Annotated in this window: 19 protein-coding genes; 15 read left to right on the forward strand and 4 right to left on the reverse strand. The window is 54.4% G+C overall.

Translation table 11 applies throughout. The annotated features are described in order from the left end of the window. Positions 1–40: 40 nt before the first annotated feature. The 9 genes from bolA (at position 41) to ACQG19_RS05410 (ending at position 10,403) form a co-directional block, all read left to right on the forward strand. On the forward strand, positions 41–358 hold the full coding sequence (bolA, locus tag ACQG19_RS05370) for a transcriptional regulator BolA (RefSeq protein WP_013095855.1): 318 nt from the start codon (positions 41–43) through the stop codon (positions 356–358). A gap of 329 nt (positions 359–687) precedes the next feature. Then, on the forward strand, positions 688–1,986 hold the full coding sequence (tig, locus tag ACQG19_RS05375) for a trigger factor (RefSeq protein WP_013095856.1): 1,299 nt from the start codon (positions 688–690) through the stop codon (positions 1,984–1,986). A gap of 258 nt (positions 1,987–2,244) precedes the next feature. Then, entirely contained in the window at positions 2,245–2,868 is a 624-nt protein-coding gene (gene clpP, locus ACQG19_RS05380; protein ID WP_013095857.1) for an ATP-dependent Clp endopeptidase proteolytic subunit ClpP, read from the forward strand. 127 nt (positions 2,869–2,995) lie between these two features. Continuing rightward, a complete protein-coding gene (gene clpX / locus ACQG19_RS05385; protein ID WP_013095858.1) occupies positions 2,996–4,270 on the forward strand; it encodes an ATP-dependent protease ATP-binding subunit ClpX in 1,275 nt (424 codons plus the stop codon). Positions 4,271–4,454: 184 nt separating this feature from the next. Beyond that, complete coding sequence (gene lon, locus ACQG19_RS05390) at positions 4,455–6,809, forward strand: endopeptidase La (protein ID WP_013095859.1); 2,355 nt, start codon at positions 4,455–4,457, stop codon at positions 6,807–6,809. A 210-nt stretch (positions 6,810–7,019) separates the two neighbouring features. After that, entirely contained in the window at positions 7,020–7,292 is a 273-nt protein-coding gene (gene hupB / locus ACQG19_RS05395) for a nucleoid-associated protein HU-beta (RefSeq protein ID WP_002444653.1), read from the forward strand. 212 nt (positions 7,293–7,504) lie between these two features. Continuing rightward, on the forward strand, positions 7,505–9,376 hold the full coding sequence (gene ppiD, locus ACQG19_RS05400) for a peptidylprolyl isomerase (RefSeq protein WP_048970479.1): 1,872 nt from the start codon (positions 7,505–7,507) through the stop codon (positions 9,374–9,376). 148 nt (positions 9,377–9,524) lie between these two features. Next, complete coding sequence (locus ACQG19_RS05405; protein ID WP_222169017.1) at positions 9,525–9,905, forward strand: helix-hairpin-helix domain-containing protein; 381 nt, start codon at positions 9,525–9,527, stop codon at positions 9,903–9,905. 99 nt (positions 9,906–10,004) lie between these two features. Next, complete coding sequence (locus ACQG19_RS05410) at positions 10,005–10,403, forward strand: YbgC/FadM family acyl-CoA thioesterase (RefSeq protein ID WP_014830880.1); 399 nt, start codon at positions 10,005–10,007, stop codon at positions 10,401–10,403. A 63-nt stretch (positions 10,404–10,466) separates the two neighbouring features. Here ACQG19_RS05410 and queC read toward each other — a convergent pair whose 3' ends face one another. Beyond that, positions 10,467–11,162, reverse strand: a complete 696-nt coding sequence (queC, locus tag ACQG19_RS05415; RefSeq protein ID WP_023621392.1) for a 7-cyano-7-deazaguanine synthase QueC — start codon at positions 11,160–11,162, stop codon at positions 10,467–10,469. A 66-nt stretch (positions 11,163–11,228) separates the two neighbouring features. Then, entirely contained in the window at positions 11,229–12,929 is a 1,701-nt protein-coding gene (locus ACQG19_RS05420; RefSeq protein ID WP_246931623.1) for an SgrR family transcriptional regulator, read from the reverse strand. Between the two features lie 101 nt (positions 12,930–13,030). Between ACQG19_RS05420 and cof the strand changes: the two genes are divergently transcribed. Next, positions 13,031–13,849 (forward strand): HMP-PP phosphatase, encoded by an 819-nt coding sequence (cof, locus tag ACQG19_RS05425; RefSeq protein WP_246931630.1) that lies wholly within the window; start codon positions 13,031–13,033, stop codon positions 13,847–13,849. A gap of 41 nt (positions 13,850–13,890) precedes the next feature. Here the strand turns inward: cof and ACQG19_RS05430 are convergent, their stop codons facing one another. Further along, complete coding sequence (locus ACQG19_RS05430) at positions 13,891–14,937, reverse strand: PLP-dependent cysteine synthase family protein (RefSeq protein WP_040021541.1); 1,047 nt, start codon at positions 14,935–14,937, stop codon at positions 13,891–13,893. A gap of 115 nt (positions 14,938–15,052) precedes the next feature. Between ACQG19_RS05430 and ACQG19_RS05435 the strand changes: the two genes are divergently transcribed. From ACQG19_RS05435 to amtB, 5 genes are all read left to right on the forward strand, one after another. After that, positions 15,053–15,511 carry an Lrp/AsnC family transcriptional regulator gene (locus tag ACQG19_RS05435; RefSeq protein ID WP_020686133.1) on the forward strand — a complete coding sequence of 153 codons (459 nt, stop codon included), beginning with the start codon at positions 15,053–15,055 and terminating at the stop codon, positions 15,509–15,511. Positions 15,512–15,541: 30 nt separating this feature from the next. Continuing rightward, the gene (locus ACQG19_RS05440; RefSeq protein WP_023621395.1) at positions 15,542–17,314 is read left to right on the forward strand and encodes a SmdA family multidrug ABC transporter permease/ATP-binding protein; all 1,773 of its coding nucleotides are present in this window, start codon (positions 15,542–15,544) and stop codon (positions 17,312–17,314) included. After that, a complete protein-coding gene (locus ACQG19_RS05445) occupies positions 17,307–19,088 on the forward strand; it encodes a SmdB family multidrug efflux ABC transporter permease/ATP-binding protein (protein ID WP_013095870.1) in 1,782 nt (593 codons plus the stop codon). Before ACQG19_RS05440 ends, ACQG19_RS05445 begins: the two co-directional genes overlap by 8 nt. Before the next feature lie 222 nt (positions 19,089–19,310). Beyond that, positions 19,311–19,649 carry a P-II family nitrogen regulator gene (gene glnK / locus ACQG19_RS05450; RefSeq protein WP_008503304.1) on the forward strand — a complete coding sequence of 113 codons (339 nt, stop codon included), beginning with the start codon at positions 19,311–19,313 and terminating at the stop codon, positions 19,647–19,649. A gap of 35 nt (positions 19,650–19,684) precedes the next feature. Then, positions 19,685–20,971, forward strand: a complete 1,287-nt coding sequence (amtB, locus tag ACQG19_RS05455; protein WP_013095872.1) for an ammonium transporter AmtB — start codon at positions 19,685–19,687, stop codon at positions 20,969–20,971. 84 nt (positions 20,972–21,055) lie between these two features. On the opposite strand, the gene tesB is transcribed toward amtB, so the two are convergent. Further along, complete coding sequence (gene tesB, locus ACQG19_RS05460; protein WP_040021540.1) at positions 21,056–21,916, reverse strand: acyl-CoA thioesterase II; 861 nt, start codon at positions 21,914–21,916, stop codon at positions 21,056–21,058. Positions 21,917–21,961 lie beyond the last annotated feature (45 nt).

Below are 21,961 nucleotides of genomic sequence, written 5' to 3' on the forward strand. Positions count from 1 at the left end.
GGGATGGGTGACATCCTGGCGTTGTCGGAGGAGTAATTTCATGATGATACGTGAGCAGATAGAAGATAAATTAAGGGCAGCGTTCAACCCTGTGTTCCTCGAAGTCGTCGACGAAAGCTATCGTCATAACGTGCCGGCAGGTTCTGAAAGCCACTTCAAAGTGGTTCTGGTTAGCGATCGCTTCACGGGAGAACGTTTCCTGAACCGACACCGCTTGATCTACAGCACCTTGACGGAAGAACTCTCCACAACCGTACATGCGCTGGCATTGCATACCTACACCATTAAGGAGTGGGAAGGCTTGCAGGATACGGTTTTTGCATCCCCGCCTTGTCGCGGTGCAGGCACCATCGCCTGATAAATCGGATTTGCAACCGCTGGAGTTTTTCCAGTATGTTGCTTACAGATTTCCTCAAAACGGCCTTCGGGCCGTTTTGTTTTGTCTGAGTTTTGAGCGGATGGTGCGATTTTAAGGCTAAAAATAGCCTTAAAGTGTGAAAAAAGCCGCAGCAACATGCCCCAACCGTTCTCGACTCACCTAAGTGATGCCGCTATAATGCCGCGTCTTATTGAATGTCTTCGGGATGATTCTGGCGACAGGGAATGTGAATCTGCACTAAGAGAGCATCCCGGAAAACAGACAGATTCAGAGTTGACCGAGCACTGTGATTTTTTTGAGGTAACAAGATGCAAGTTTCAGTTGAAACCACTCAAGGCCTTGGCCGCCGTGTAACGATTACTATCGCTGCTGACAGCATCGAAACTGCTGTGAAAAGCGAGCTGGTCAACGTAGCAAAAAAAGTACGTATTGACGGCTTCCGTAAGGGCAAAGTACCAATGAATGTTGTTGCTCAGCGTTATGGCGCTTCCGTGCGTCAGGATGTGCTGGGTGAACTGATGAGCCGCAACTTTATCGATGCGATCATCAAAGAAAAGATCAATCCGGCCGGTGCGCCGAACTACGTTCCAGGCGAATACAAACTGGGCGAAGACTTCACCTACTCTGTAGAGTTCGAAGTGTATCCGGAAGTAGAACTGAAAGGTCTGGAATCTATCGAAGTTGAAAAACCGATTGTTTCCGTGACCGACGAAGATGTTGACGGCATGCTGGATACCCTGCGTAAGCAGCAGGCTAACTGGAAAGAGAAAGAAGGCGCTGTTGACGCTGAAGACCGCGTCACCATCGACTTCACCGGTTCTGTAGACGGCGAAGAGTTCGAAGGCGGCAAAGCGACTGACTTCGTACTGGCAATGGGTCAGGGTCGTATGATCCCGGGCTTCGAAGACGGTATCAAAGGCCACAAAGCGGGCGAAGAGTTCACCATCGACGTGACCTTCCCTGAAGAGTACCACGCTGAAAACCTGAAAGGTAAAGCAGCGAAGTTCGTCATCAACCTGAAGAAAGTGGAAGAGCGCGAACTGCCAGAACTGACTGAAGAATTCATCAAGCGTTTCGGCGTGGAAGATGGTTCTGTTGCTGGTCTGCGTACTGAAGTACGTAAAAACATGGAACGCGAGCTGAACGGTGCTGTGCGTAACCGTGTGAAATCTCAGGCTATCGAAGGTCTGGTGAAGGCGAACGAAATCGACGTTCCAGCTGCGCTGATCGACAGCGAAATCGACGTACTGCGTCGTCAGGCTGCACAGCGTTTCGGTGGCAACCAGCAGCAAGCGATGGAACTGCCACGCGAGCTGTTCGAAGAGCAGGCAAAACGCCGCGTTGTTGTTGGTCTGCTGCTGGGCGAAGTGATTCGTACTCACGAGCTGAAAGCTGACGAAGAGCGTGTGAAAGGCCTGATCGAAGAGATGGCTTCTGCATACGAAGATCCATCAGAAGTTATCGAGTTCTACGGTAAGAACAAAGAGCTGATGGACAACATGCGTAATGTTGCCCTGGAAGAGCAGGCTGTTGAAGCGGTACTGGCGAAAGCGAAAGTGACCGAAAAAGCGACCTCTTTCAACGAACTGATGAACCAGCAGGCGTAATTTCGCCCCGAAGGTTTAAAGTTTGAACAAAAACCCGTTGCCTTCCGGCAACGGGTTTTTTTTATCGCACCAATAGTCCAGGAAGGGTGCTAAAACGCCCTTTCGGTGTTAGCGTAACAACAAAAGGTTGTTATGCTTGAAATAGGGCAATGTAAACCCCATAAGTGTGTAATCAGATGAATGAGACTGGCTGATAATCCGTCCGTAAGGTTACAATCAGTACAGCAGGTGTTTTCAATTTTGATCCAGGAGACGGAAATGTCATACAGTGGCGAACGAGATAACTTTGCACCCCATATGGCTCTGGTGCCAATGGTTATTGAACAGACCTCACGTGGTGAGCGTTCTTTTGATATCTATTCCCGTCTGCTCAAGGAACGCGTTATCTTTCTGACCGGCCAGGTGGAAGACCACATGGCGAACCTGATCGTGGCGCAGATGCTGTTTCTGGAAGCGGAAAACCCGGAAAAAGACATTTACCTGTACATTAACTCCCCAGGCGGCGTGATTACGGCAGGTATGTCCATTTATGACACCATGCAATTCATCAAGCCTGATGTGAGCACTATCTGTATGGGTCAGGCAGCATCTATGGGTGCCTTCCTGTTAACCGCAGGGGCAAAAGGCAAACGTTTCTGCCTGCCGAATTCCCGCGTGATGATTCACCAGCCGCTGGGTGGTTACCAGGGGCAGGCGACGGATATCGAAATCCACGCCCGCGAAATTCTAAAAGTAAAAGCGCGCATGAATGAACTTATGGCGCAGCATACGGGTCAATCTCTTGAGCAGATCGAGCGCGATACCGAGCGCGATCGCTTCCTCTCTGCTTCAGAGGCAGTTGAGTACGGCTTAGTCGACTCCATTTTGACCCATCGTAATTGATGCCCGCGACGCGAGTGTGCCGCTATACTAAGGTAAAGCGGCACTCTGCTTGAGAGCAGCTTGCGTCTGAAAATGGCATTTGCGTCGTCATGTGCGGCACAAAGAACTTAAAAAGAGGTTTGGACTCATGACAGATAAACGCAAAGATGGTTCGGGCAAACTGCTGTACTGCTCTTTTTGCGGCAAAAGCCAGCATGAAGTGCGTAAACTGATTGCCGGGCCGTCCGTGTATATCTGCGACGAATGTGTTGATTTATGTAATGACATCATTCGCGAAGAGATTAAAGAAGTAGCGCCTCACCGCGAGCGTAGCGCGCTGCCGACACCGCATGAAATTCGTCATCATCTTGATGACTATGTCATCGGTCAGGAGCAGGCTAAGAAAGTGCTGGCGGTAGCGGTATATAACCACTACAAACGCCTGCGTAACGGTGATACCAGCAATGGCGTAGAGCTGGGTAAAAGTAACATTCTGCTGATCGGCCCAACCGGTTCCGGTAAAACGCTGCTGGCTGAAACGCTCGCGCGCCTGCTGGATGTGCCGTTCACCATGGCGGATGCCACCACCCTGACCGAAGCCGGTTACGTGGGTGAAGATGTGGAAAACATCATCCAGAAATTGCTGCAGAAGTGCGATTACGACGTACAGAAAGCCCAGCGCGGGATCGTCTATATCGATGAGATCGACAAGATCTCCCGTAAATCAGACAACCCGTCTATCACCCGTGACGTATCAGGGGAAGGTGTACAGCAGGCATTGCTGAAGCTGATCGAAGGGACCGTTGCCGCAGTGCCCCCGCAGGGTGGCCGTAAACATCCGCAGCAGGAGTTCCTGCAGGTTGATACCTCCAAGATCCTGTTCATCTGTGGCGGTGCTTTCGCCGGTCTGGATAAAGTTATCTCCCACCGTGTTGAAACCGGTTCCGGCATTGGTTTTGGCGCAACGGTGAAAGCCAAATCCGAGAAAGCGAACGAAGGCGAACTGCTGTCTCAGGTTGAACCAGAAGATCTGATCAAGTTTGGTCTGATCCCAGAATTCATTGGGCGTCTGCCGGTTGTGGCCACGCTGAATGAACTGAGTGAAGAAGCGCTGATCCAGATCCTGAAAGAGCCGAAAAACGCGCTGACCAAGCAGTATCAGGCGCTGTTTAACCTGGAAGGCGTTGAGCTGGAATTCCGTGATGAAGCGCTGGATGCGATTGCGAAGAAAGCGATGATCCGTAAAACCGGTGCCCGTGGTCTGCGTTCCATCGTTGAAGCGGCGCTGCTTGATACCATGTACGACCTGCCTTCCATGGAAGATGTCGAAAAAGTGGTTATCGACGAGTCCGTTATCGGTGGTCAAAGCAAGCCGCTGCTGATTTACGGGAAACCGGAAGCGCAGCAGGCATCTGGCGAATAATTCACCAAATCATACAAGCAGTTAATCAAAAAGGGGGGATTTTATCTCCCCTTTACTTTTTCCGTATTCATGGCGTTGAATGTGTGGGAAACATCCCCATATACTGGATTACATGTTAATGGTTGTGTGAAGCACAGTTACATGACCAGTTTACCTGGCGGACACTAAACTAAGAGAGAGCTCTATGAATCCTGAGCGTTCTGAACGCATTGAAATCCCCGTATTGCCGTTGCGCGATGTGGTGGTTTATCCGCACATGGTCATACCCTTATTTGTAGGGCGGGAAAAATCTATCCGTTGCCTCGAAGCCGCCATGGATCATGATAAAAAAATCATGTTGGTTGCGCAGAAGGAAGCTTCGACGGATGAGCCGGGTGTAAACGATCTTTTCACCGTCGGGACCGTGGCCTCTATTTTGCAGATGCTGAAGCTGCCTGACGGCACCGTTAAGGTGCTGGTAGAAGGCCTGCAGCGTGCGCGTATTACCACCCTGTCTGACAATGGCGAACATTTCTCTGCCAAGGCAGAGTACCTTGATTCGCCTCAGCTTGATGAGCGCGAGCAGGAAGTGCTGGTGCGCACCGCGATTAGCCAGTTTGAAGGCTATATCAAGCTGAACAAGAAAATCCCACCAGAAGTGCTGACGTCGCTGAACAGCATCGACGATCCCGCACGTCTGGCGGACACCATCGCAGCGCATATGCCGCTGAAGCTGGCGGACAAACAGTCCGTGCTGGAGATGTCCGACGTTAACGAACGTCTGGAATATCTGATGGCGATGATGGAGTCTGAAATCGATCTGCTGCAGGTTGAGAAGCGTATTCGCAACCGCGTGAAAAAGCAGATGGAAAAATCGCAGCGTGAGTACTATCTGAATGAGCAAATGAAAGCCATTCAGAAAGAACTCGGCGAGATGGACGACGCGCCGGACGAAAACGAAGCGCTGAAGCGTAAGATCGACGCGGCAAAAATGCCGAAAGAGGCCAAAGAGAAAGCGGAAGCTGAACTGCAGAAGCTGAAAATGATGTCTCCGATGTCGGCTGAAGCGACGGTGGTGCGTGGCTACATCGAGTGGATGGTTCAGGTGCCGTGGAATGCCCGCAGCAAGGTCAAAAAAGACCTGCGTCAGGCGCAGGAGATCCTGGATACCGACCACTACGGCCTGGAGCGTGTTAAAGACCGCATCCTTGAGTACCTCGCGGTACAAAGCCGTGTAAACAAACTGAAAGGCCCAATCCTCTGTCTGGTTGGACCGCCAGGGGTAGGTAAAACCTCTCTGGGCCAGTCCATTGCGAAAGCGACCGGACGTAAATATATCCGTATGGCGCTGGGTGGCGTACGCGACGAAGCGGAAATCCGCGGTCACCGTCGTACCTACATCGGTTCTATGCCGGGTAAATTGATCCAGAAGATGGCGAAAGTTGGGGTTAAAAACCCGCTGTTCCTGCTCGATGAGATCGACAAAATGTCGTCGGATATGCGTGGCGATCCGGCCTCGGCTCTGCTGGAAGTACTTGATCCAGAACAGAACGTGGCGTTCAGCGATCACTACCTGGAAGTGGACTACGATCTGAGCGATGTGATGTTCGTGGCGACCTCCAACTCCATGAACATTCCGGCTCCGCTGCTGGATCGGATGGAAGTGATCCGTCTGTCTGGTTATACCGAAGACGAGAAGCTGAATATTGCGAAGCAGCATCTGCTGCCGAAACAGATTGAGCGTAACGCATTGAAAGCCAACGAACTGACCGTCGAGGACAGCGCGATTATCGGCATCATTCGCTACTACACTCGCGAAGCGGGCGTGCGTAGCCTTGAGCGTGAAATCTCGAAACTGTGCCGTAAAGCGGTGAAACAGCTGCTGCTGGATAAGAGCCTGAAGCACATCACCATTAACGGCGACAATCTGCATGCCTATCTGGGCGTTCAGCGTTTCGACTATGGTCGTGCGGACAACGAAAACCGCGTGGGTCAGGTCACCGGTCTGGCATGGACGGAAGTGGGCGGCGATCTGCTGACCATCGAAACCGCCTGTGTGCCAGGTAAAGGTAAGCTGACCTACACCGGTTCTTTGGGTGAAGTCATGCAGGAGTCCATCCAGGCGGCCTTGACCGTGGTTCGCGCACGTGCGGAGAAACTGGGGATCAACCCGGATTTCTACGAAAAACGCGACATTCACGTTCACGTCCCGGAAGGGGCAACGCCGAAAGATGGCCCAAGCGCCGGTATCGCGATGTGTACCGCGCTGGTCTCCTGTCTCACAGGTAACCCGGTGCGCGCTGATGTCGCAATGACCGGTGAAATTACCCTGCGTGGTCAGGTTCTGCCAATTGGTGGGTTAAAAGAAAAACTGCTGGCGGCACATCGTGGTGGGATCAAAACCGTATTGATTCCTTACGAAAATAAACGCGATCTGGAAGAGATTCCTGACAACGTGATTGCCGATCTGCAGATCCATCCTGTTAAGCGAATTGAGGAGGTTCTTACTCTCGCATTGCAGAATGAACCCTCCGGAATGCAGGTTGTGACTGCAAAATAGTGACCTCGCGCAAAGAGCGTCAATAAAAACAAGGCTGGTAAGTCATTTCGCACTTGCCAGCCTTTTTTTGTATAGCTAATTTAGATTGCTGATTAGGTCAGCCATCAACAACGGGTGTTGTAAGGTCATGGCAGGCCTGATATAACTGCTGCGCGGTCGCGTTGTGAAGGATTCAGGCGCGATATAAATTATAAAGAGAGGAAGAGAACAGTGAATAAATCTCAACTGATTGACAAAATTGCTGCTGGTGCTGATATTTCTAAAGCTGCAGCTGGACGTGCGTTAGATGCATTAATTGCTTCTGTTACTGAATCTCTGCAGGCTGGGGACGACGTTGCACTGGTAGGCTTCGGTACTTTTGCTGTTAAAGAGCGTGCTGCCCGTACTGGCCGCAACCCTCAGACCGGTAAAGAGATCACCATTGCTGCCGCTAAAGTGCCGGGTTTCCGTGCAGGTAAAGCGCTGAAAGACGCAGTAAACTGATTGCTTTCCCGTTTCAGGGAAGCCGAAAAGTACAAGGGCGCATCATTTGATGTGCCTTTTTTATTTGTCCAGACCTGATTTGTGCGAGTTTATGCGAGTTGTGGGCTGACAATCGCCCCGTTTTCTTGTCACAATACGCCTTTACGCGCGACGGTCAGGATTTTCCGTTAGCGTCGGGTAACCAGTCACCTACAGCGGAGTGTTGTTACACCATGATGGACAGCTTACGCACGGCTGCTAACAGTCTCGTGCTCAAGATTATTTTCGGTATCATTATCGTGTCGTTCATATTGACCGGCGTGAGCAGTTACCTTATCGGCGGTGGCGCAAATTATGCCGCAAAAGTGAACGGCCAGGAAATCAGCCGCGGTCAGTTCGAGAACGCGTTTGCCGGTGAACGTAACCGTATGCAGCAACAGCTGGGCGACCAATTCTCTGAGCTGGCTGCGAACGAAGGATACATGAAAACCCTGCGCCAGCAGACGCTGAACCGCCTGATTGACGAAGCGCTCCTCGATCAATATGCCAAAAAACTGGGTCTGGGTATCAGCGACGAGCAGGTTAAAAAAGCCATCTTCTCGACTCAGGCTTTCCAGTCTAACGGCAAGTTCGACAATGCTCGCTATAACAGCATTGTGAATCAGATGGGCATGACGGCCGATCAATACGCGCAGGCGCTGCGTAACCAGCTGACGACGCAACAGCTTATCAATGCGGTGGTTGGTACTGATTTCATGCTCAAAGGTGAAACTGACGAACTGGCAGCCCTGGTGGCACAGCAGCGTGTTGTGCGTCAGGCGACCATTGATGTGAATGCGCTCGCGGCTAAGCAGCAGGTGAGCGACGCAGAGGTTAACGCCTGGTACGAGCAGAATAAAAATAGCTTTGTTGCACCTGAGCAGTTCCGCGTGAGCTATATCAAGCTGGATGCTGCTGCGTTGCAGGAAACTGCGACTGATGCAGAAATCCAGTCTTACTACGATCAGCATCAGGATCAGTTCACTCAGCCGCAGCGTAACCGCTACAGCGTGATTCAGACCAAAACCGAAGCCGATGCCAAAGCGGTGCTGGATGAGCTGAACAAAGGCGCAGATTTCGCCACCGTCGCGAAAGCAAAATCCACCGACATCATCTCTGCCAAAAATGGCGGCGATATGGGCTGGCTGGAAGCGGCGACTACGCCGGATGAGCTGAAAAATGCCGGTCTGAAAGACAAGGGCCAGCTGTCGGGTGTGATTAAATCGTCCGTTGGCTTCCTGGTTGCGCGTCTGGATGATATCGAAGCCGCTAAAACCAAACCTCTGGCTGAGGTGCGTGATGATATCGCCGCCAAAGTGAAGCAGGAAAAAGCGCTTGATGCGTACTATGCCCTGCAGCAGAAAGTGAGCGATGCGGCGAGCAACGACAACGAATCTCTGGCTGGTGCAGAGCAGGCTGCTGGCGTGAAAGCGGTTGAGACCGGCTGGTTTGGCCGTGACAACCTGCCGGAAGAGCTGAACTTCAAACCGGTTTCGGATGCCATCTTCAACGGTGGTCTGGTGGGCGAGAACGGTACGCCGGGCAGCAACTCCGATATCATTACCGTTGACGGTGACCGTGCGTTTGTTCTGCGCGTGAGCGAGCACAAGCCTGAAGCGGTAAAACCGCTGGCGGAAGTGAAAGATCAGGTTGTGGCGCAGGTTAAACATAGCAAAGCGGAACAGCAGGCAAAACTGGATGCTGAGAAGATCCTGGCTGACCTGAAAGCCGGTAAAGATGACGCCCTGAAAGCGGCGGGTCTGAGCTTCGGTGACGCGAAAACGCTGAGCCGTACCGGTCAGGACCCAATCAGCCAGGCTGTGTTTGGTCTGAGCCTGCCAGCGAAAGACAAACCGAGCTTCGGGACAACAACCGACATGCAGGGGAACGTTGTTCTGCTGGCGCTGGATGAAGTGAAAGCCGGCACCATGCCAGAAGCGCAAAAGAAAGCAATGGTTCAGGGTATCACTCAGAACAATGCCCAGATTGCTTTCGAAGCGATGATGAGCAACCTGCGTAAAGAAGCCAAAATCAAGCTGGGCGATGCCATCACTCAGCAGCAATAATTACGTATCTGCTCGCAGATTTTCGTAACGCTCTGCAAACCCTGAAGGCCGCTTTCGCGGCCTTTTCCATTTCTGCAAACGCATGTTTGAGCCTCCTTTGGCTGACGGCTATGGTGACATGGCTGTCAACAAACAAGGAGATAACAGCATGAAATGTGGAATCAAAGCACTGCTAATCACACTGGCTATTGCCACTACCGGAATGAGCGCAAGCGCACTGGCGGCGTCCCCCGCAGCCAAAACGCAGTCTGTACAGAGTAAAACTGACCCCGCTACACAGGCATCTGCTCAAACCAAAGCCGCCGAACCTGGAAAAAGTACAGAGGATGACGGTACACGCGTCAGCATCAATACGGCCTCGGCTGAAGATCTCGCCCGCGTGATGAACGGCGTAGGGCTCAAAAAAGCGCAGGCTATCGTCAGCTACCGTGAAGAGTACGGCCCGTTTAAAACGGTTGACGACCTCAGGCAGGTTCCGGGGATGGGCAGTTCACTGGTTGAGCGCAACCTCTCACACCTGACGTTGTAATCTCAGTTTTACTTGCACAGCAGCAAAAGTTTGCCAGGATAAAGAGGTCATACCAGTCTTGACCTCTTATCCTATAACAACAGTAAAGGCTATTGCGCTATGCAGACAAAAATCAAAGTACGCGGTTTTCATCTTGATGTTTACCAGCACGTGAATAATGCCCGCTATCTCGAATTTCTGGAAGAGGCGCGCTGGGACGGGCTGGAAAACAGCGAAAGCTTTCAATGGCTGACCGCGCACAACATCGCGTTCGTGGTCGTCAACATCAATATCAACTACCGTCGCCCGGCCGTACTGGGGGATGTGCTTACAGTGACCAGCCAGGTGCAACAGCTAAACGGGAAGAGCGGCGTGCTCAGCCAGGTCGTGACGCTGGATCCGGAAGGGCAGGTGGTAGCCGATGCGCTGATCACCTTCGTTTGTATCGATCTGAAAACGCAGAAAGCACTGCCGCTGGAAGGGGAACTGCGGGAAAAGCTGGAGCTGATGATCGTGTAGGGAGCATTTATCTGAATGCCTGTGCTGTCGACTTTATCAGTGCGATAGCACAGTGAAGTAAGTTTATTTCAGCCCGGTTTTTTTCTGCATCGCGGCCATCACACCGGCTTTATCTGCTAGGTAGTGATTCAAGCCATTGGCACGCAGGTTACAGGCGGCGCACTGGCCGCATCCGTCGCCCTTGATGCCGTTGTAGCAGGTCAGGGTTTCGCTGCGAACCAGATCCAACTTGCCCCAGTAGTCCGCCAGTGCCCAGGTTTCCGCTTTATCAAGCCACATTAGCGGCGTTTCAAAGCGCGTCTCCTTGGCCATCCCCAGATTTACTGCGTGATTGAGCGCTTTCACAAACTCGTCGCGGCAGTCTGGGTAACCGGAGAAGTCGGTTTCGCAAACGCCGGTGATCACCGCTTCGGCTTGCACCTGGTAGGCGTAGATGGCCGTCAGGGTCAGAAAAAGAATATTACGGCCCGGCACAAAGGTATTGGGAATACCGCTGGCGTCAGGTGTGTAATCAGGAACAGGAATACTGTCGCGAGTGAGGCTGCTGACGGCCAGTTCGTTTAACAGCGTGACGTCCAGCACCTTATGCGCGCGTGCGCCCAGTTTCAGCGCCAGTTCGCGGGCAACGTCGATTTCAGCGCGATGGCGCTGGCCATAATCGAAAGTGACACAATGCACTTCATCGTACTGGTGAAGCGCCTGAACCAGGCAGGTAGTGGAATCTTGTCCTCCGCTGAACACGACGACGGCACGTTTCATAAATCATCTCGACAGTTACGGTAAAAACATTATGTTACCGTCTGACTTCGGCGACGACCAGCTTCTTCACGACCGGGGGGCTGGAAGCCAGGCTTCAGTGAAATCAAACCAGCCACGGGTATTCAGTCGTATTCCGTTTACTCCCGGTGGCGCGCTAATTTGATACTGGTAGTTAAACAGCGGCGTCAGCACCGCATTATCCATCAGCCGGGTAAAGATGGCTCTCAGGCCAGCGTATCTTGCCTGCTCATCGGCCTGAGTCTGAACGGCATCCAGCGTGGCCTGCAGATGCGCAACTTGCGGCGCGCTTAGCAGATGCGGCCAGAGGGTATCGCACCGAAGCCACTGTTCAAGCGTGTACTCCGGCGCTTCGCCAATCAGCCTGTCCCCCATCATCATGTCCGCATCGGCTAGCTGCGGACACCCGTCCCACGTCTTCGCATCGTGAAAGATAACGGTCAGTTCGCAGTCCTGCTGCGCAAGATACTGTTTTAGCTGGTTTGCCATGGTGTGTAACTCAACGGGCAAATGGTAAACGAGGGTTAACGCTGCCGGTAAAGGAACGTGCGTTAAATCCGGCCACCGGGGAATAGGCAGGCCTGGAAGCAGCTCTTCTGTTGGGGTAATCAACCCTTCGTTCAGCGGGAGCGTATGCAGCAGCGTTGAGAGATGGATGATATTGATTAGCCGTCGTGCCTGCAGTTCACTCATCCGGTCGCTCTGTTTCAGGGTGAGATAACAGAAGCCCAGGCTGGTGCTGTTACTTACCAGCCGCAGGCTCTCCAGTTCCTCAGGCTCGCCAATGGCAATCTGCACCGGATGACGACAGCTGGTCCCCAGCCCGTAATCAAATAGCGTCGGCGTGATCCAGTATTCAATCGCCTTGATCAGCGGGTGGCTAAGATGGTACTGCTCGTGGCTTTCCAGACGCACCAGCTCGGAATCAAACACACTCAGCCTGAAAGGGCCGCTGCCCGTCATGGGCTGGTCAGGGTGGGCCAGACGGCTACAGTAGGTCGCCAGACGATGGGGCAACCAGTAGTCCGGTTGATGCAGGGTAAACGTCAGGCACTGCGGGTGAGTGACCTCGATATCTAATACGCTCTGAAACAGTTTGCGCAGGGCTGGCAGCATAAGCAGGGCCTTCAGGCTCCGCTGTAACTGCGCTGTCTCGATTTTGTCGCCATTATGCCAGTGCAGGGTCGAGCGGATATAAAAATGCCAGCGCAGGCCGCCATCCGTGACTTCCCAGTGATGGGCAAGATCGCCCGTCGGTTCGCTGCTGTTGCCGTTAAAGCGCGTCAGCCCGGAGAAAACCTGGCCTGCCAGGTGCTGTTCCGCCCGGCCGGGTAAAAAGCCAGGCAGCAGCGCATCCAGTGAGCGGTAATAGGGAATGCGCAGCGTCGGCGTATCGTTTTGCCACTGTCCGCCCAAAAAGGGATGCAGCAACTCCCGCAACTCTTCCGGCGCAAGCTGGGCCAGCTCCAGGGCGTTATGTTGCTGCCCATGCTTCAGCGCTTCTTCCATCATCGTATTGCGCAGTGATTCCGGGCTGACATAAAACCTGAGCTCACCGCGCTTGCCGCGACCAGACTGTGCATGCCAGTTCAGCCAGCCAGCCTCCTGTGCCTGACGCAGCAGGGTGCGAACATGCCGCTCGCTGCAAAAACAGCGGCTGGCGAGCTCCGCAATGGTGACCTGCTGCGGTGCCCCTTCGGAAGGCTGCCACAGGCGCTGATACTGTTTGAGGCGGTTGAGCTGGCGCATAATAAACCCGGAACAATAATTCTCATCTATTCACTATTACTTCCGTATATCTCACGCAATACTGATGCACAAGTTAATCGCATCACATTTCGGGAGTTATGATGGCTCGGCTCGCTGCATTTGATATGGACGGCACGTTGTTAATGCCGGATCACCGTTTAGGGGAGAAAACCCTGAACACCCTTAAGCGCCTGCGTGAGCGTAATGTAACCCTGACGTTTGCCACTGGCCGTCATGTGCTGGAGATGCGCCATCTGCTGGGCGCATTTTCCCTGGATGCATTTCTGATTACCGGCAACGGAACACGAATTCATTCGGTCGAAGGGGAGGTGCTGCACCGTCAGGATCTCAACCCGGAAGTGGCGGATATCGTGCTGCACAGTACCTGGGATACCCAGGCCAGCGTTCATGTCTTTAACGATAACGGCTGGTTTACCGGGCATGAAATCCCTCAGCTCCTCCATGCGCATGTCTACAGCAGTTTTCGCTATCAGCTAATGGATCTGCGCCGCATCCCTGCCCACGCGGTGACCAAGATCTGCTTTTGTGGCGATCACGACGATCTCTGCCGCTTACGTATTCAGTTGAATGAGGCGTTAGGCGACCGGGCCCATCTGACCTTTTCGGCGGTGGATTGTCTGGAAGTGTTGCCGGTGGGGTGTAACAAAGGTTCTGCCCTGGCGGTCCTGAGCAACCACCTGGGCTTGACGCTGCAGGAGTGTATGGCGTTTGGTGACGCCATGAACGACCGCGAGATGCTGGGCAGCGTCGGGCGCGGTTTGATTATGGGGAATGCTATGCCGCAGCTGATCTCTGCGCTTCCTCATCTGCCGGTTATCGGACACTGCCGTAATGAAGCGGTGTCCCATTTTTTAACACATTGGCTGGACAACAACACCCTCCCATATTCCCCCGAATAGTGAGACCCTTCCAGCAAGCCAGACTTCGGTCTGGCTTTTTTTTATTTCACCAGCTGTGCAATTTGCGCTTTCCACGGCGCAATATCGCCGATGTTTGCCTGCACCCACTCCGCGTTGTAATAGGTTTCCAGGTAGCGCTCCCCGCTGTCGCACAGCAGCGTGACGATAGAGCCCGTGCGGCCCTCTTCACGCATGCGTGCTGCCAGCTGCAGCGCACCCCACATATTGGTACCGGTAGAGGCACCCACCTTGCGGCCCAGCTGCGTCTCCAGCCAGTGCGCCGTCGCGACGCTGGCGGCATCCGGTACGCGGAGCATTTCATCCACCACATCAGGAATGAACGACGGCTCAACGCGCGGGCGGCCAATCCCTTCAATTTTACTGCCCACCAGACTGCGCAGGTCGGCATTGTGGCTTTGCCAGTAGTCGAGGAAGACCGAGTTTTGCGGATCCACCACCATCAGTTGCGTATCGTAGCCCTGACAGCGGATATAGCGGCCAATGGTGGCCGAGGTTCCGCCCGTACCGGCGCTCATGACGATATATGACGGAACCGGATGAGGCTCATGAGTCATCTGGCGGAAAATACTGTCCGCAATATTGTTATTGCCACGCCAGTCGGTTGCACGCTCGGCGAAGGTGAACTGGTCCATATAGTGGCCGTTCAGCTCACGGGCCAGCATTTCCGAGGCGGCGTAAATTTCGCAGGCGCTTTCTACAAAGTGGCAGCGTCCGCCATAAAATTCGATCTGTTCGATTTTGCGTTTCGCGGTGCAGGAGGGCATGACAGCGATAAACGGCAGGCCCAGTAAACGGGCGAAATAGGCTTCGGAGACGGCGGTTGAACCGGATGACGATTCAATAATTGTCGTGCCTTCTTTAATCCAGCCGTTACACAAGCCATACAGGAACAGCGAACGCGCCAGACGATGCTTCAGGCTGCCCGTAGGATGGGTACTTTCATCTTTCAGATACAGCTGAATCCCCGCAAACCCCGGCAGGGCGAGGCGGATTAAATGGGTGTCGGCCGAGCGCTGGTAGTCGGCATTGATTTCGCTGATGGCATGTTTAACCCAGTTGCTATTCATCGTAATTATCCGTTTGTCATTTTGTGCCCAGCATAGCGAAAAGCACAGAAAAAATTGTTGCTATCTGGCCTTTAAAATAGAATGAAGGGAGAAAAATTTTCTCTGTGAGGTGGGTATGCTAGATAAAATTGACCGCAAGCTGCTTTCATTGCTGCAAAGTGACTGCACCCTCTCTTTGCAGGCGCTGGCAGATGCCGTTAATCTGACCACCACACCGTGCTGGAAGCGCCTCAAGAAGCTGGAAGATGACGGCATTCTGCTGGGGCGTGTCGCGTTATTAGATCCCGAAAAACTGGGGCTGGGCCTGACGGCCTTTGTCCTGATAAAAACGCAGCATCACAGCAGCGAATGGTATTGTCGCTTCGTAAACCAGGTCTCTGACATGCCGGAGGTTCTCGGCTTCTGGCGTATGGCCGGGGAGTACGATTATCTGATGCGTGTCCAGGTGGCAGACATGAAGCGCTATGATGATTTCTACAAGCGGCTGGTGAATAGCGTACCGGGCTTGTCGGACGTCACCTCCAGCTTCGCCATGGAACAGATTAAATACACCACAGCGTTACCCATTGAATAACTCCATAAAATACCTTCAGGAACAAACCGCGTGCGATTATTTGCCCAACTAAGCTGGTACTTTCGTCGGGAGTGGCAGCGCTACCTCGGCGCAGTTCTCCTGCTTATCATCATTGCCATTTTGCAGCTGATCCCGCCGAAGGTGGTGGGCTACGTCGTGGATGGCGTTACGGAACAGCATTACACCACCGCACGGGTGTTGATGTGGGTTGGCACGCTGGTGCTGACGGCCGTCATCGTCTATTTGCTGCGTTACGTCTGGCGCGTGCTGCTGTTTGGCGCGTCCTATCAGCTTGCCGTTGAGCTGCGCGAGGATTTTTACCGCCAGCTGAGCCGCCAGCACCCCGAGTTTTACCTGCGCCATCGCACCGGGGATCTCATCGCCCGCGCCACCAACGACGTCGATCGCGTGGTGTTCGCCGCCGGGGAAGGGGTGTTAACGCTGGTGGATTCGCTGGTGATGGGCTGCGCGGTTCTGATTGTGATGTCCACTCAGATCAGCTGGCAACTTACCCTGCTGGCATTGCTGCCGATGCCGCTGATGGCGCTGGCGATCAACCGTTATGGCGAACAACTGCACGAGCGTTTCAAGCTGGCGCAGGCGGCGTTTTCGTCACTAAACGATCGCACGCAGGAGAGTATGACCAGCATCCGCATGATCAAAGCCTTTGGTCTGGAGGATCGGCAATCTGCCCTGTTTGCGGCCGATGCCGCAGACACCGGCGCAAAAAACATGCGCGTTGCGCGTATTGATGCGCGCTTTGATCCGACCATCTATATCGCCATTGGCATGGCTAACCTGTTGGCCGTCGGTGGCGGGAGCTGGATGGTGGTGCAGGGCACCTTGACCCTGGGGCAGTTAACCAGTTTTGCCATGTACCTGGGGCTGATGATTTGGCCGATGCTGGCGCTGGCCTGGATGTTTAATATCGTGGAGCGCGGCAGTGCCGCCTATAGCCGCATTCGCGCCATGTTGTCTGAAGCGCCAGTGGTCAACGACGGTACCGAACCGGTACCGGAAGGGCGTGGAGTGATGAACGTCGACATCCGTACGTTTGTTTATCCGCAGACGGAACATCCGGTGCTGGAAAACGTCAGCTTTACGCTGCAACCGGGGCAAATGCTCGGGATCTGTGGCCCGACGGGATCCGGTAAAAGTACCGTTCTTTCGCTGCTCCAGCGTCACTTTGATGTCACGCAGGGGGACATTCGTTTCCACAATCTTCCTCTCACGACACTGCAACTTGACGACTGGCGTCGCCGACTGGCCGTGGTCAGCCAGACGCCGTTTCTCTTTTCTGACACTGTGGCGAACAACATAGCCCTTGGCTGTCCGTCGGCCACGCAGGAAGAGATTGAGCATGTGGCGCGCTTAGCCAGCGTACATGACGATATTTTGCGTCTGCCGCAGGGGTATGAAACGGAGGTGGGTGAACGTGGCGTTATGCTCTCTGGTGGGCAAAAACAGCGAATTTCCATTGCCCGTGCGCTGCTGCTCAATGCTGAAATCCTGATCCTGGATGATGCGCTTTCTGCTGTGGATGGTCGAACCGAGCACCAGATCCTGCATAACCTTCGCCAGTGGAGCGACGGACGGACGGTGATCATCAGTGCCCACCGTTTGTCAGCGCTGACGGAAGCCAGTGAAATTCTGGTGTTGCAGCACGGGCACATTGCCCAGCGCGGGCAGCATGACCAGCTTGCGGAACAACCGGGCTGGTATCGCGATATGTATCGCTATCAGCAGCTTGAAGCGGCACTCGACGATGCCCCGGAACAGGAAGAGGAGGACGCTAATGCGTAAATCAAAAACGCAGTGGCCGACGCTAAAACGCCTGCTGGCCTACGGTTCGCCATGGCGAAAACCCCTTGCTCTTGCCGTCGTGCTGCTGTGGATTGCGGCGATTGCAGAAGTGAGCGGTCCGCTGCTCATCAGTTATTTCATCGACAATATGGTTGCGAAAAGCTATTTGCCGCTGGGGCTGGTGGCGGGGTTAGGCGTGGCCTATGTGGGGCTACAGCTGGCAGCGGCTGGCCTGCACTATGCGCAGTCGCTACTCTTTAACCGGGCGGCGGTGGGCGTGGTTCAGAAGCTGCGTACCGACGTTATGGATGCTGCGCTGCGCCAGCCGCTGAGCGAGTTTGATATCCAGCCGGTCGGGCAGGTGATTTCGCGGGTGACCAACGATACCGAGGTGATTCGCGATCTGTACGTGACGGTTGTGGCGACCGTGCTGCGCAGTGCCGCGTTGATTGGCGCCATGCTGGTGGCGATGTTCAGCCTTGACTGGCGCATGGCGCTGGTGGCGATCGCGATTTTCCCGGCGGTGCTGATTGTGATGGTGATCTATCAGCGCTACAGCACGCCTATTGTACGTCGGGTGCGGACCTACCTGGCCGATATTAACGATGGCTTCAACGAAGTGATCAACGGCATGAGCGTCATCCAGCAGTTCCGCCAGCAGGCTCGCTTTGGCGAGCGCATGGGCGAAGCCAGCCGTTCGCACTATATGGCGCGTATGCAGACGCTGCGCCTTGATGGTTTCCTGCTGCGTCCGCTGCTGAGCCTCTTCTCGGCACTGGTGCTTTGCGGCCTGCTGATGCTCTTTGGCCTGAGTCCGGGCGGAACGATTGAAGTGGGGGTTCTGTATGCTTTTATCAGCTATCTGGGACGCCTGAACGAGCCGCTGATTGAACTCACAACCCAACAATCCATGTTGCAGCAGGCGGTGGTTGCCGGCGAGCGCGTCTTTGAACTGATGGACAGACCGCGTCAGACCTATGGTGAGGATACAGCACCGCTGCAAAGCGGGGCGATTACGTTTGACCATGTCTCGTTTGCCTACCGTGAAGACAGGCTGGTGTTGCAGGACATCAATCTTGATGTGCCGTCGCGCGGCTTTGTGGCGCTGGTGGGGCATACCGGCAGCGGCAAGAGTACGCTTGCAAGCCTGTTGATGGGCTACTACCCGTTAACGAAAGGCGAAATTCGTCTGGATGGACGTCCGCTGGCGTCGCTCAGCCACAGCGTATTGCGTAAAGGCGTGGCAATGGTGCAGCAAGACCCGGTCGTGCTGGCCGATACCTTTTACGCCAACGTGACCCTGGGGCGTGATTATACCGAGGAGCAGGTCTGGGCCGTGCTGGAAAAAGTGCAGCTCGCAGAGCTGGCACGCGGATTCAGCGACGGAATCAACACCCGGCTGGGTGAGCAGGGTAATAATCTTTCTGTCGGGCAAAAACAGCTTCTGGCGCTGGCGCGTGTGCTGATTGAAACGCCACAGGTGCTGATTCTGGATGAAGCGACGGCCAGCATCGACTCCGGTACTGAACAGGCTATCCAGCAGGCACTGGCCGCCGTGCGCGACCACACGACGCTGGTGGTTATCGCGCACCGTCTTTCAACGATTGTCGACGCAGATACCATTCTGGTGCTGCATCGCGGACAGGCCGTTGAACGCGGTACGCACCGGGCGCTCCTGGAGGCGAAAGGCCGCTACTGGCAGATGTATCAACTGCAACTGGCGGGTGAAGAGCTGGCGGCCAGCGTCCGGGAGGAAGAGTCGCTTAGCGCCTGATGCACCAAAAACAGGCAACGTGCTAACAGTCACCGCTGTTGGTGCAAAACCGAAACGCGCCATGCACTGCCATGGTGCGTTTTTTTTCACCTGTTGACCATGAATGGTCTTTTAACGCGCATTGCGCCGCTTTTCCCTTCCGTTTTCATTTCTGGCACACCCCTTGCAATGTCTCCTGCGTGTTAGCTGCGGCCATTACCGAATTCTGACTGGAGGGGATCTATGAAGCTGGTTACGGTGGTAATCAAACCATTCAAACTCGAAGACGTGCGTGAAGCGTTGTCTTCAATGGGTATTCAGGGACTGACTGTCACCGAAGTGAAAGGCTTCGGTCGTCAGAAGGGTCATGCCGAGCTTTATCGCGGGGCGGAATACAGCGTTAACTTCCTGCCAAAAGTAAAAATTGATGTCGCGATTGCTGATGACCAGCTTGATGAAGTCATCGATGTGATCAGCAAAGCGGCCTATACCGGCAAAATTGGCGACGGCAAAATTTTCGTTGCCGAACTGCAGCGCGTCATTCGCATCCGTACCGGCGAATCTGACGAAGCGGCACTGTAAGTAACTCCTGGCACACAGTGATAGGGATCGAGAAAATGAAGATAGCAACAATCAAAACGGGTCTGGGTTCGCTGGCACTGCTGCCGGGCCTGGCAATGGCTGCTCCTGCGGTGGCAGACAAAGCCGATAACGCCTTTATGATGATCAGCACCGCGCTGGTGCTGTTCATGTCTATTCCGGGCATCGCGCTGTTTTACGGCGGCCTGATCCGTGGCAAAAACGTTCTCTCCATGCTGACGCAGGTTGCCGTGACGTTCGCGCTGGTTTGCGTGCTGTGGGTGGTCTACGGCTACTCTCTGGCCTTCGGTGAAGGCAACGCTTTCTTCGGCAACTTCAACTGGGCCATGTTGAAAAATATTGAACTGACCGCGGTGATGGGCAGTTTCTATCAGTACATCCACGTTGCGTTCCAGGGATCGTTCGCCTGTATCACCGTGGGGCTGATTGTGGGTGCGCTGGCTGAGCGTATTCGCTTCTCTGCCGTTCTGATCTTTGTGGTGGTGTGGCTGACGCTTTCCTATGTGCCGATTGCACACATGGTCTGGGGTGGCGGTCTGCTGGCGTCGCACGGCGCGCTGGATTTCGCAGGCGGTACCGTTGTTCACATCAACGCTGCGGTGGCGGGTCTGGTGGGGGCATACCTGATTGGCAAACGCGTGGGCTTTGGCAAAGAAGCGTTCAAACCACACAACCTGCCGATGGTCTTTACCGGTACAGCAATCCTCTATTTTGGCTGGTTCGGCTTCAACGCTGGCTCTGCGAGCGCTGCTAACGAAATCGCTGCGCTGGCCTTCGTGAATACCGTGGTGGCCACGGCGGGTGCAATCCTCTCATGGGTGTTTGGTGAGTGGGCGGTTCGCGGTAAACCTTCTCTGCTGGGCGCGTGCTCGGGTGCCATTGCCGGTCTGGTGGGGATCACCCCAGCATGTGGTTACGTCGGTGTCGGTGGTGCGCTGCTTGTCGGCCTGGTGTCAGGTCTGGCGGGTCTGTGGGGTGTGACGGCGCTGAAACGTCTTCTGCGCGTGGATGACCCTTGCGATGTCTTTGGCGTGCACGGCGTGTGCGGTATCGTCGGTTGTATCATGACTGGTATCTTCGCCGCGAAATCGCTGGGCGGAGTGGGTTACGCTGAGGGCGTTGACATGGTTCACCAGGTGCTGGTGCAGTTGGAAAGTATCGCCATTACCGTTGTGTGGTCTGCTGTGGTGGCCTTCATTGGCTACAAACTGGCGGACATGACAGTGGGTCTGCGCGTACCGGAAGAGCAGGAACGCGAAGGTCTCGACGTCAACAGCCACGGCGAGAATGCGTATAACGCATAATAAACAGCAAAACGGCAATCTCCGATTGCCGTTTTTAGTGTTTATTCCCTCTCCCTGTGGGAGAGGGCCAGGGTGAGGGCAACATCACCCGCGATTACGCATCACCCCTTCCTGCACCGTCGAGGCGACCAGCACGCCGTCCTGCGTATAAAACTCTCCACGTACAAACCCGCGAGCGCTGGACGCCGAGGTGCTTTCCACGCTGTAGAGTAGCCAGTCATTCATGTTAAATGGACGATGGAACCACATCGAGTGATCGATCGTCGCAACCTGCATCCCTTTTTCAAGGAACCCCACGCCGTGCGGCTGCAGTGCAACCGGCAGGAAGTTAAAATCTGACGCATAGCCCAGCAGATACTGATGCACGCGGAAATCCTCTGGTACGGTGCCGTTGGCGCGGATCCAGACCTGGCGTTTCGGCTCGGCCGTATGGCCCTTCATCGGGTTATGGAATTCGACCGGGCGGATCTCCAGAGGTTTATCACAAAGGAACTTCTCTTTGACCTGCGGTGGCAGCAAGTGGGCCAGCGCGCGGGCGATATCGGTCTCCGATTTGAGATCGTCCGGCGACGGTGCCGCTGGCATCGTTTTCTGGTGCTCATAACCCGGTTCCGGTGCCTGGAAAGAGGCGGTCATGTAAAAGATGGGCTTGCCATTCTGAATGGCCGCCACGCGGCGCGCGCTAAAGCTGTTGCCGTCACGCAGCACTTCCACATCGTACACAATGGGTTTTGCGCTATCGCCAGGACGCAGAAAATAGCTGTGAAAGGAGTGCACCAGACGGTCTGCCGGGACGGTCTCCTTGGCAGCGTACAGTGCCTGTCCGACGACCTGCCCGCCAAAGACCTGACGCAAGCCCAAATCTTCGCTCTGTCCGCGAAAGAGTCCTTCCTCAATTTTTTCCAGATTCAGTAATGTCAGCAGATTGCTCAGTGCCTGACTCATAGTTGTCCTCAATAAACGCCGTGGCGAAAGATAGGCAGAGTATAA

The organism is Enterobacter cloacae complex sp. 277I4 (assembly GCF_050031465.1).
Classification (GTDB): Bacteria; Pseudomonadota; Gammaproteobacteria; order Enterobacterales; family Enterobacteriaceae; genus Enterobacter; species Enterobacter cloacae.

Coding starts and splice junctions, on each gene's coding strand:
- bolA (WP_013095855.1), top strand. CDS start 41: ATGATGATACGTGAGCAGATAGAAGATAAATTAAGGGCAGCGTTCAAC.
- tig (WP_013095856.1), top strand. CDS start 688: ATGCAAGTTTCAGTTGAAACCACTCAAGGCCTTGGCCGCCGTGTAACG.
- clpP (WP_013095857.1), top strand. CDS start 2,245: ATGTCATACAGTGGCGAACGAGATAACTTTGCACCCCATATGGCTCTG.
- clpX (WP_013095858.1), top strand. CDS start 2,996: ATGACAGATAAACGCAAAGATGGTTCGGGCAAACTGCTGTACTGCTCT.
- lon (WP_013095859.1), top strand. CDS start 4,455: ATGAATCCTGAGCGTTCTGAACGCATTGAAATCCCCGTATTGCCGTTG.
- ppiD (WP_048970479.1), top strand. CDS start 7,505: ATGATGGACAGCTTACGCACGGCTGCTAACAGTCTCGTGCTCAAGATT.
- ACQG19_RS05405 (WP_222169017.1), top strand. CDS start 9,525: ATGAAATGTGGAATCAAAGCACTGCTAATCACACTGGCTATTGCCACT.
- ACQG19_RS05410 (WP_014830880.1), top strand. CDS start 10,005: ATGCAGACAAAAATCAAAGTACGCGGTTTTCATCTTGATGTTTACCAG.
- queC (WP_023621392.1), bottom strand. CDS start 11,162: ATGAAACGTGCCGTCGTCGTGTTCAGCGGAGGACAAGATTCCACTACC.
- ACQG19_RS05420 (WP_246931623.1), bottom strand. CDS start 12,929: ATGCGCCAGCTCAACCGCCTCAAACAGTATCAGCGCCTGTGGCAGCCT.
- cof (WP_246931630.1), top strand. CDS start 13,031: ATGGCTCGGCTCGCTGCATTTGATATGGACGGCACGTTGTTAATGCCG.
- ACQG19_RS05430 (WP_040021541.1), bottom strand. CDS start 14,937: ATGAATAGCAACTGGGTTAAACATGCCATCAGCGAAATCAATGCCGAC.
- ACQG19_RS05435 (WP_020686133.1), top strand. CDS start 15,053: ATGCTAGATAAAATTGACCGCAAGCTGCTTTCATTGCTGCAAAGTGAC.
- ACQG19_RS05445 (WP_013095870.1), top strand. CDS start 17,307: ATGCGTAAATCAAAAACGCAGTGGCCGACGCTAAAACGCCTGCTGGCC.
- glnK (WP_008503304.1), top strand. CDS start 19,311: ATGAAGCTGGTTACGGTGGTAATCAAACCATTCAAACTCGAAGACGTG.
- amtB (WP_013095872.1), top strand. CDS start 19,685: ATGAAGATAGCAACAATCAAAACGGGTCTGGGTTCGCTGGCACTGCTG.
- tesB (WP_040021540.1), bottom strand. CDS start 21,916: ATGAGTCAGGCACTGAGCAATCTGCTGACATTACTGAATCTGGAAAAA.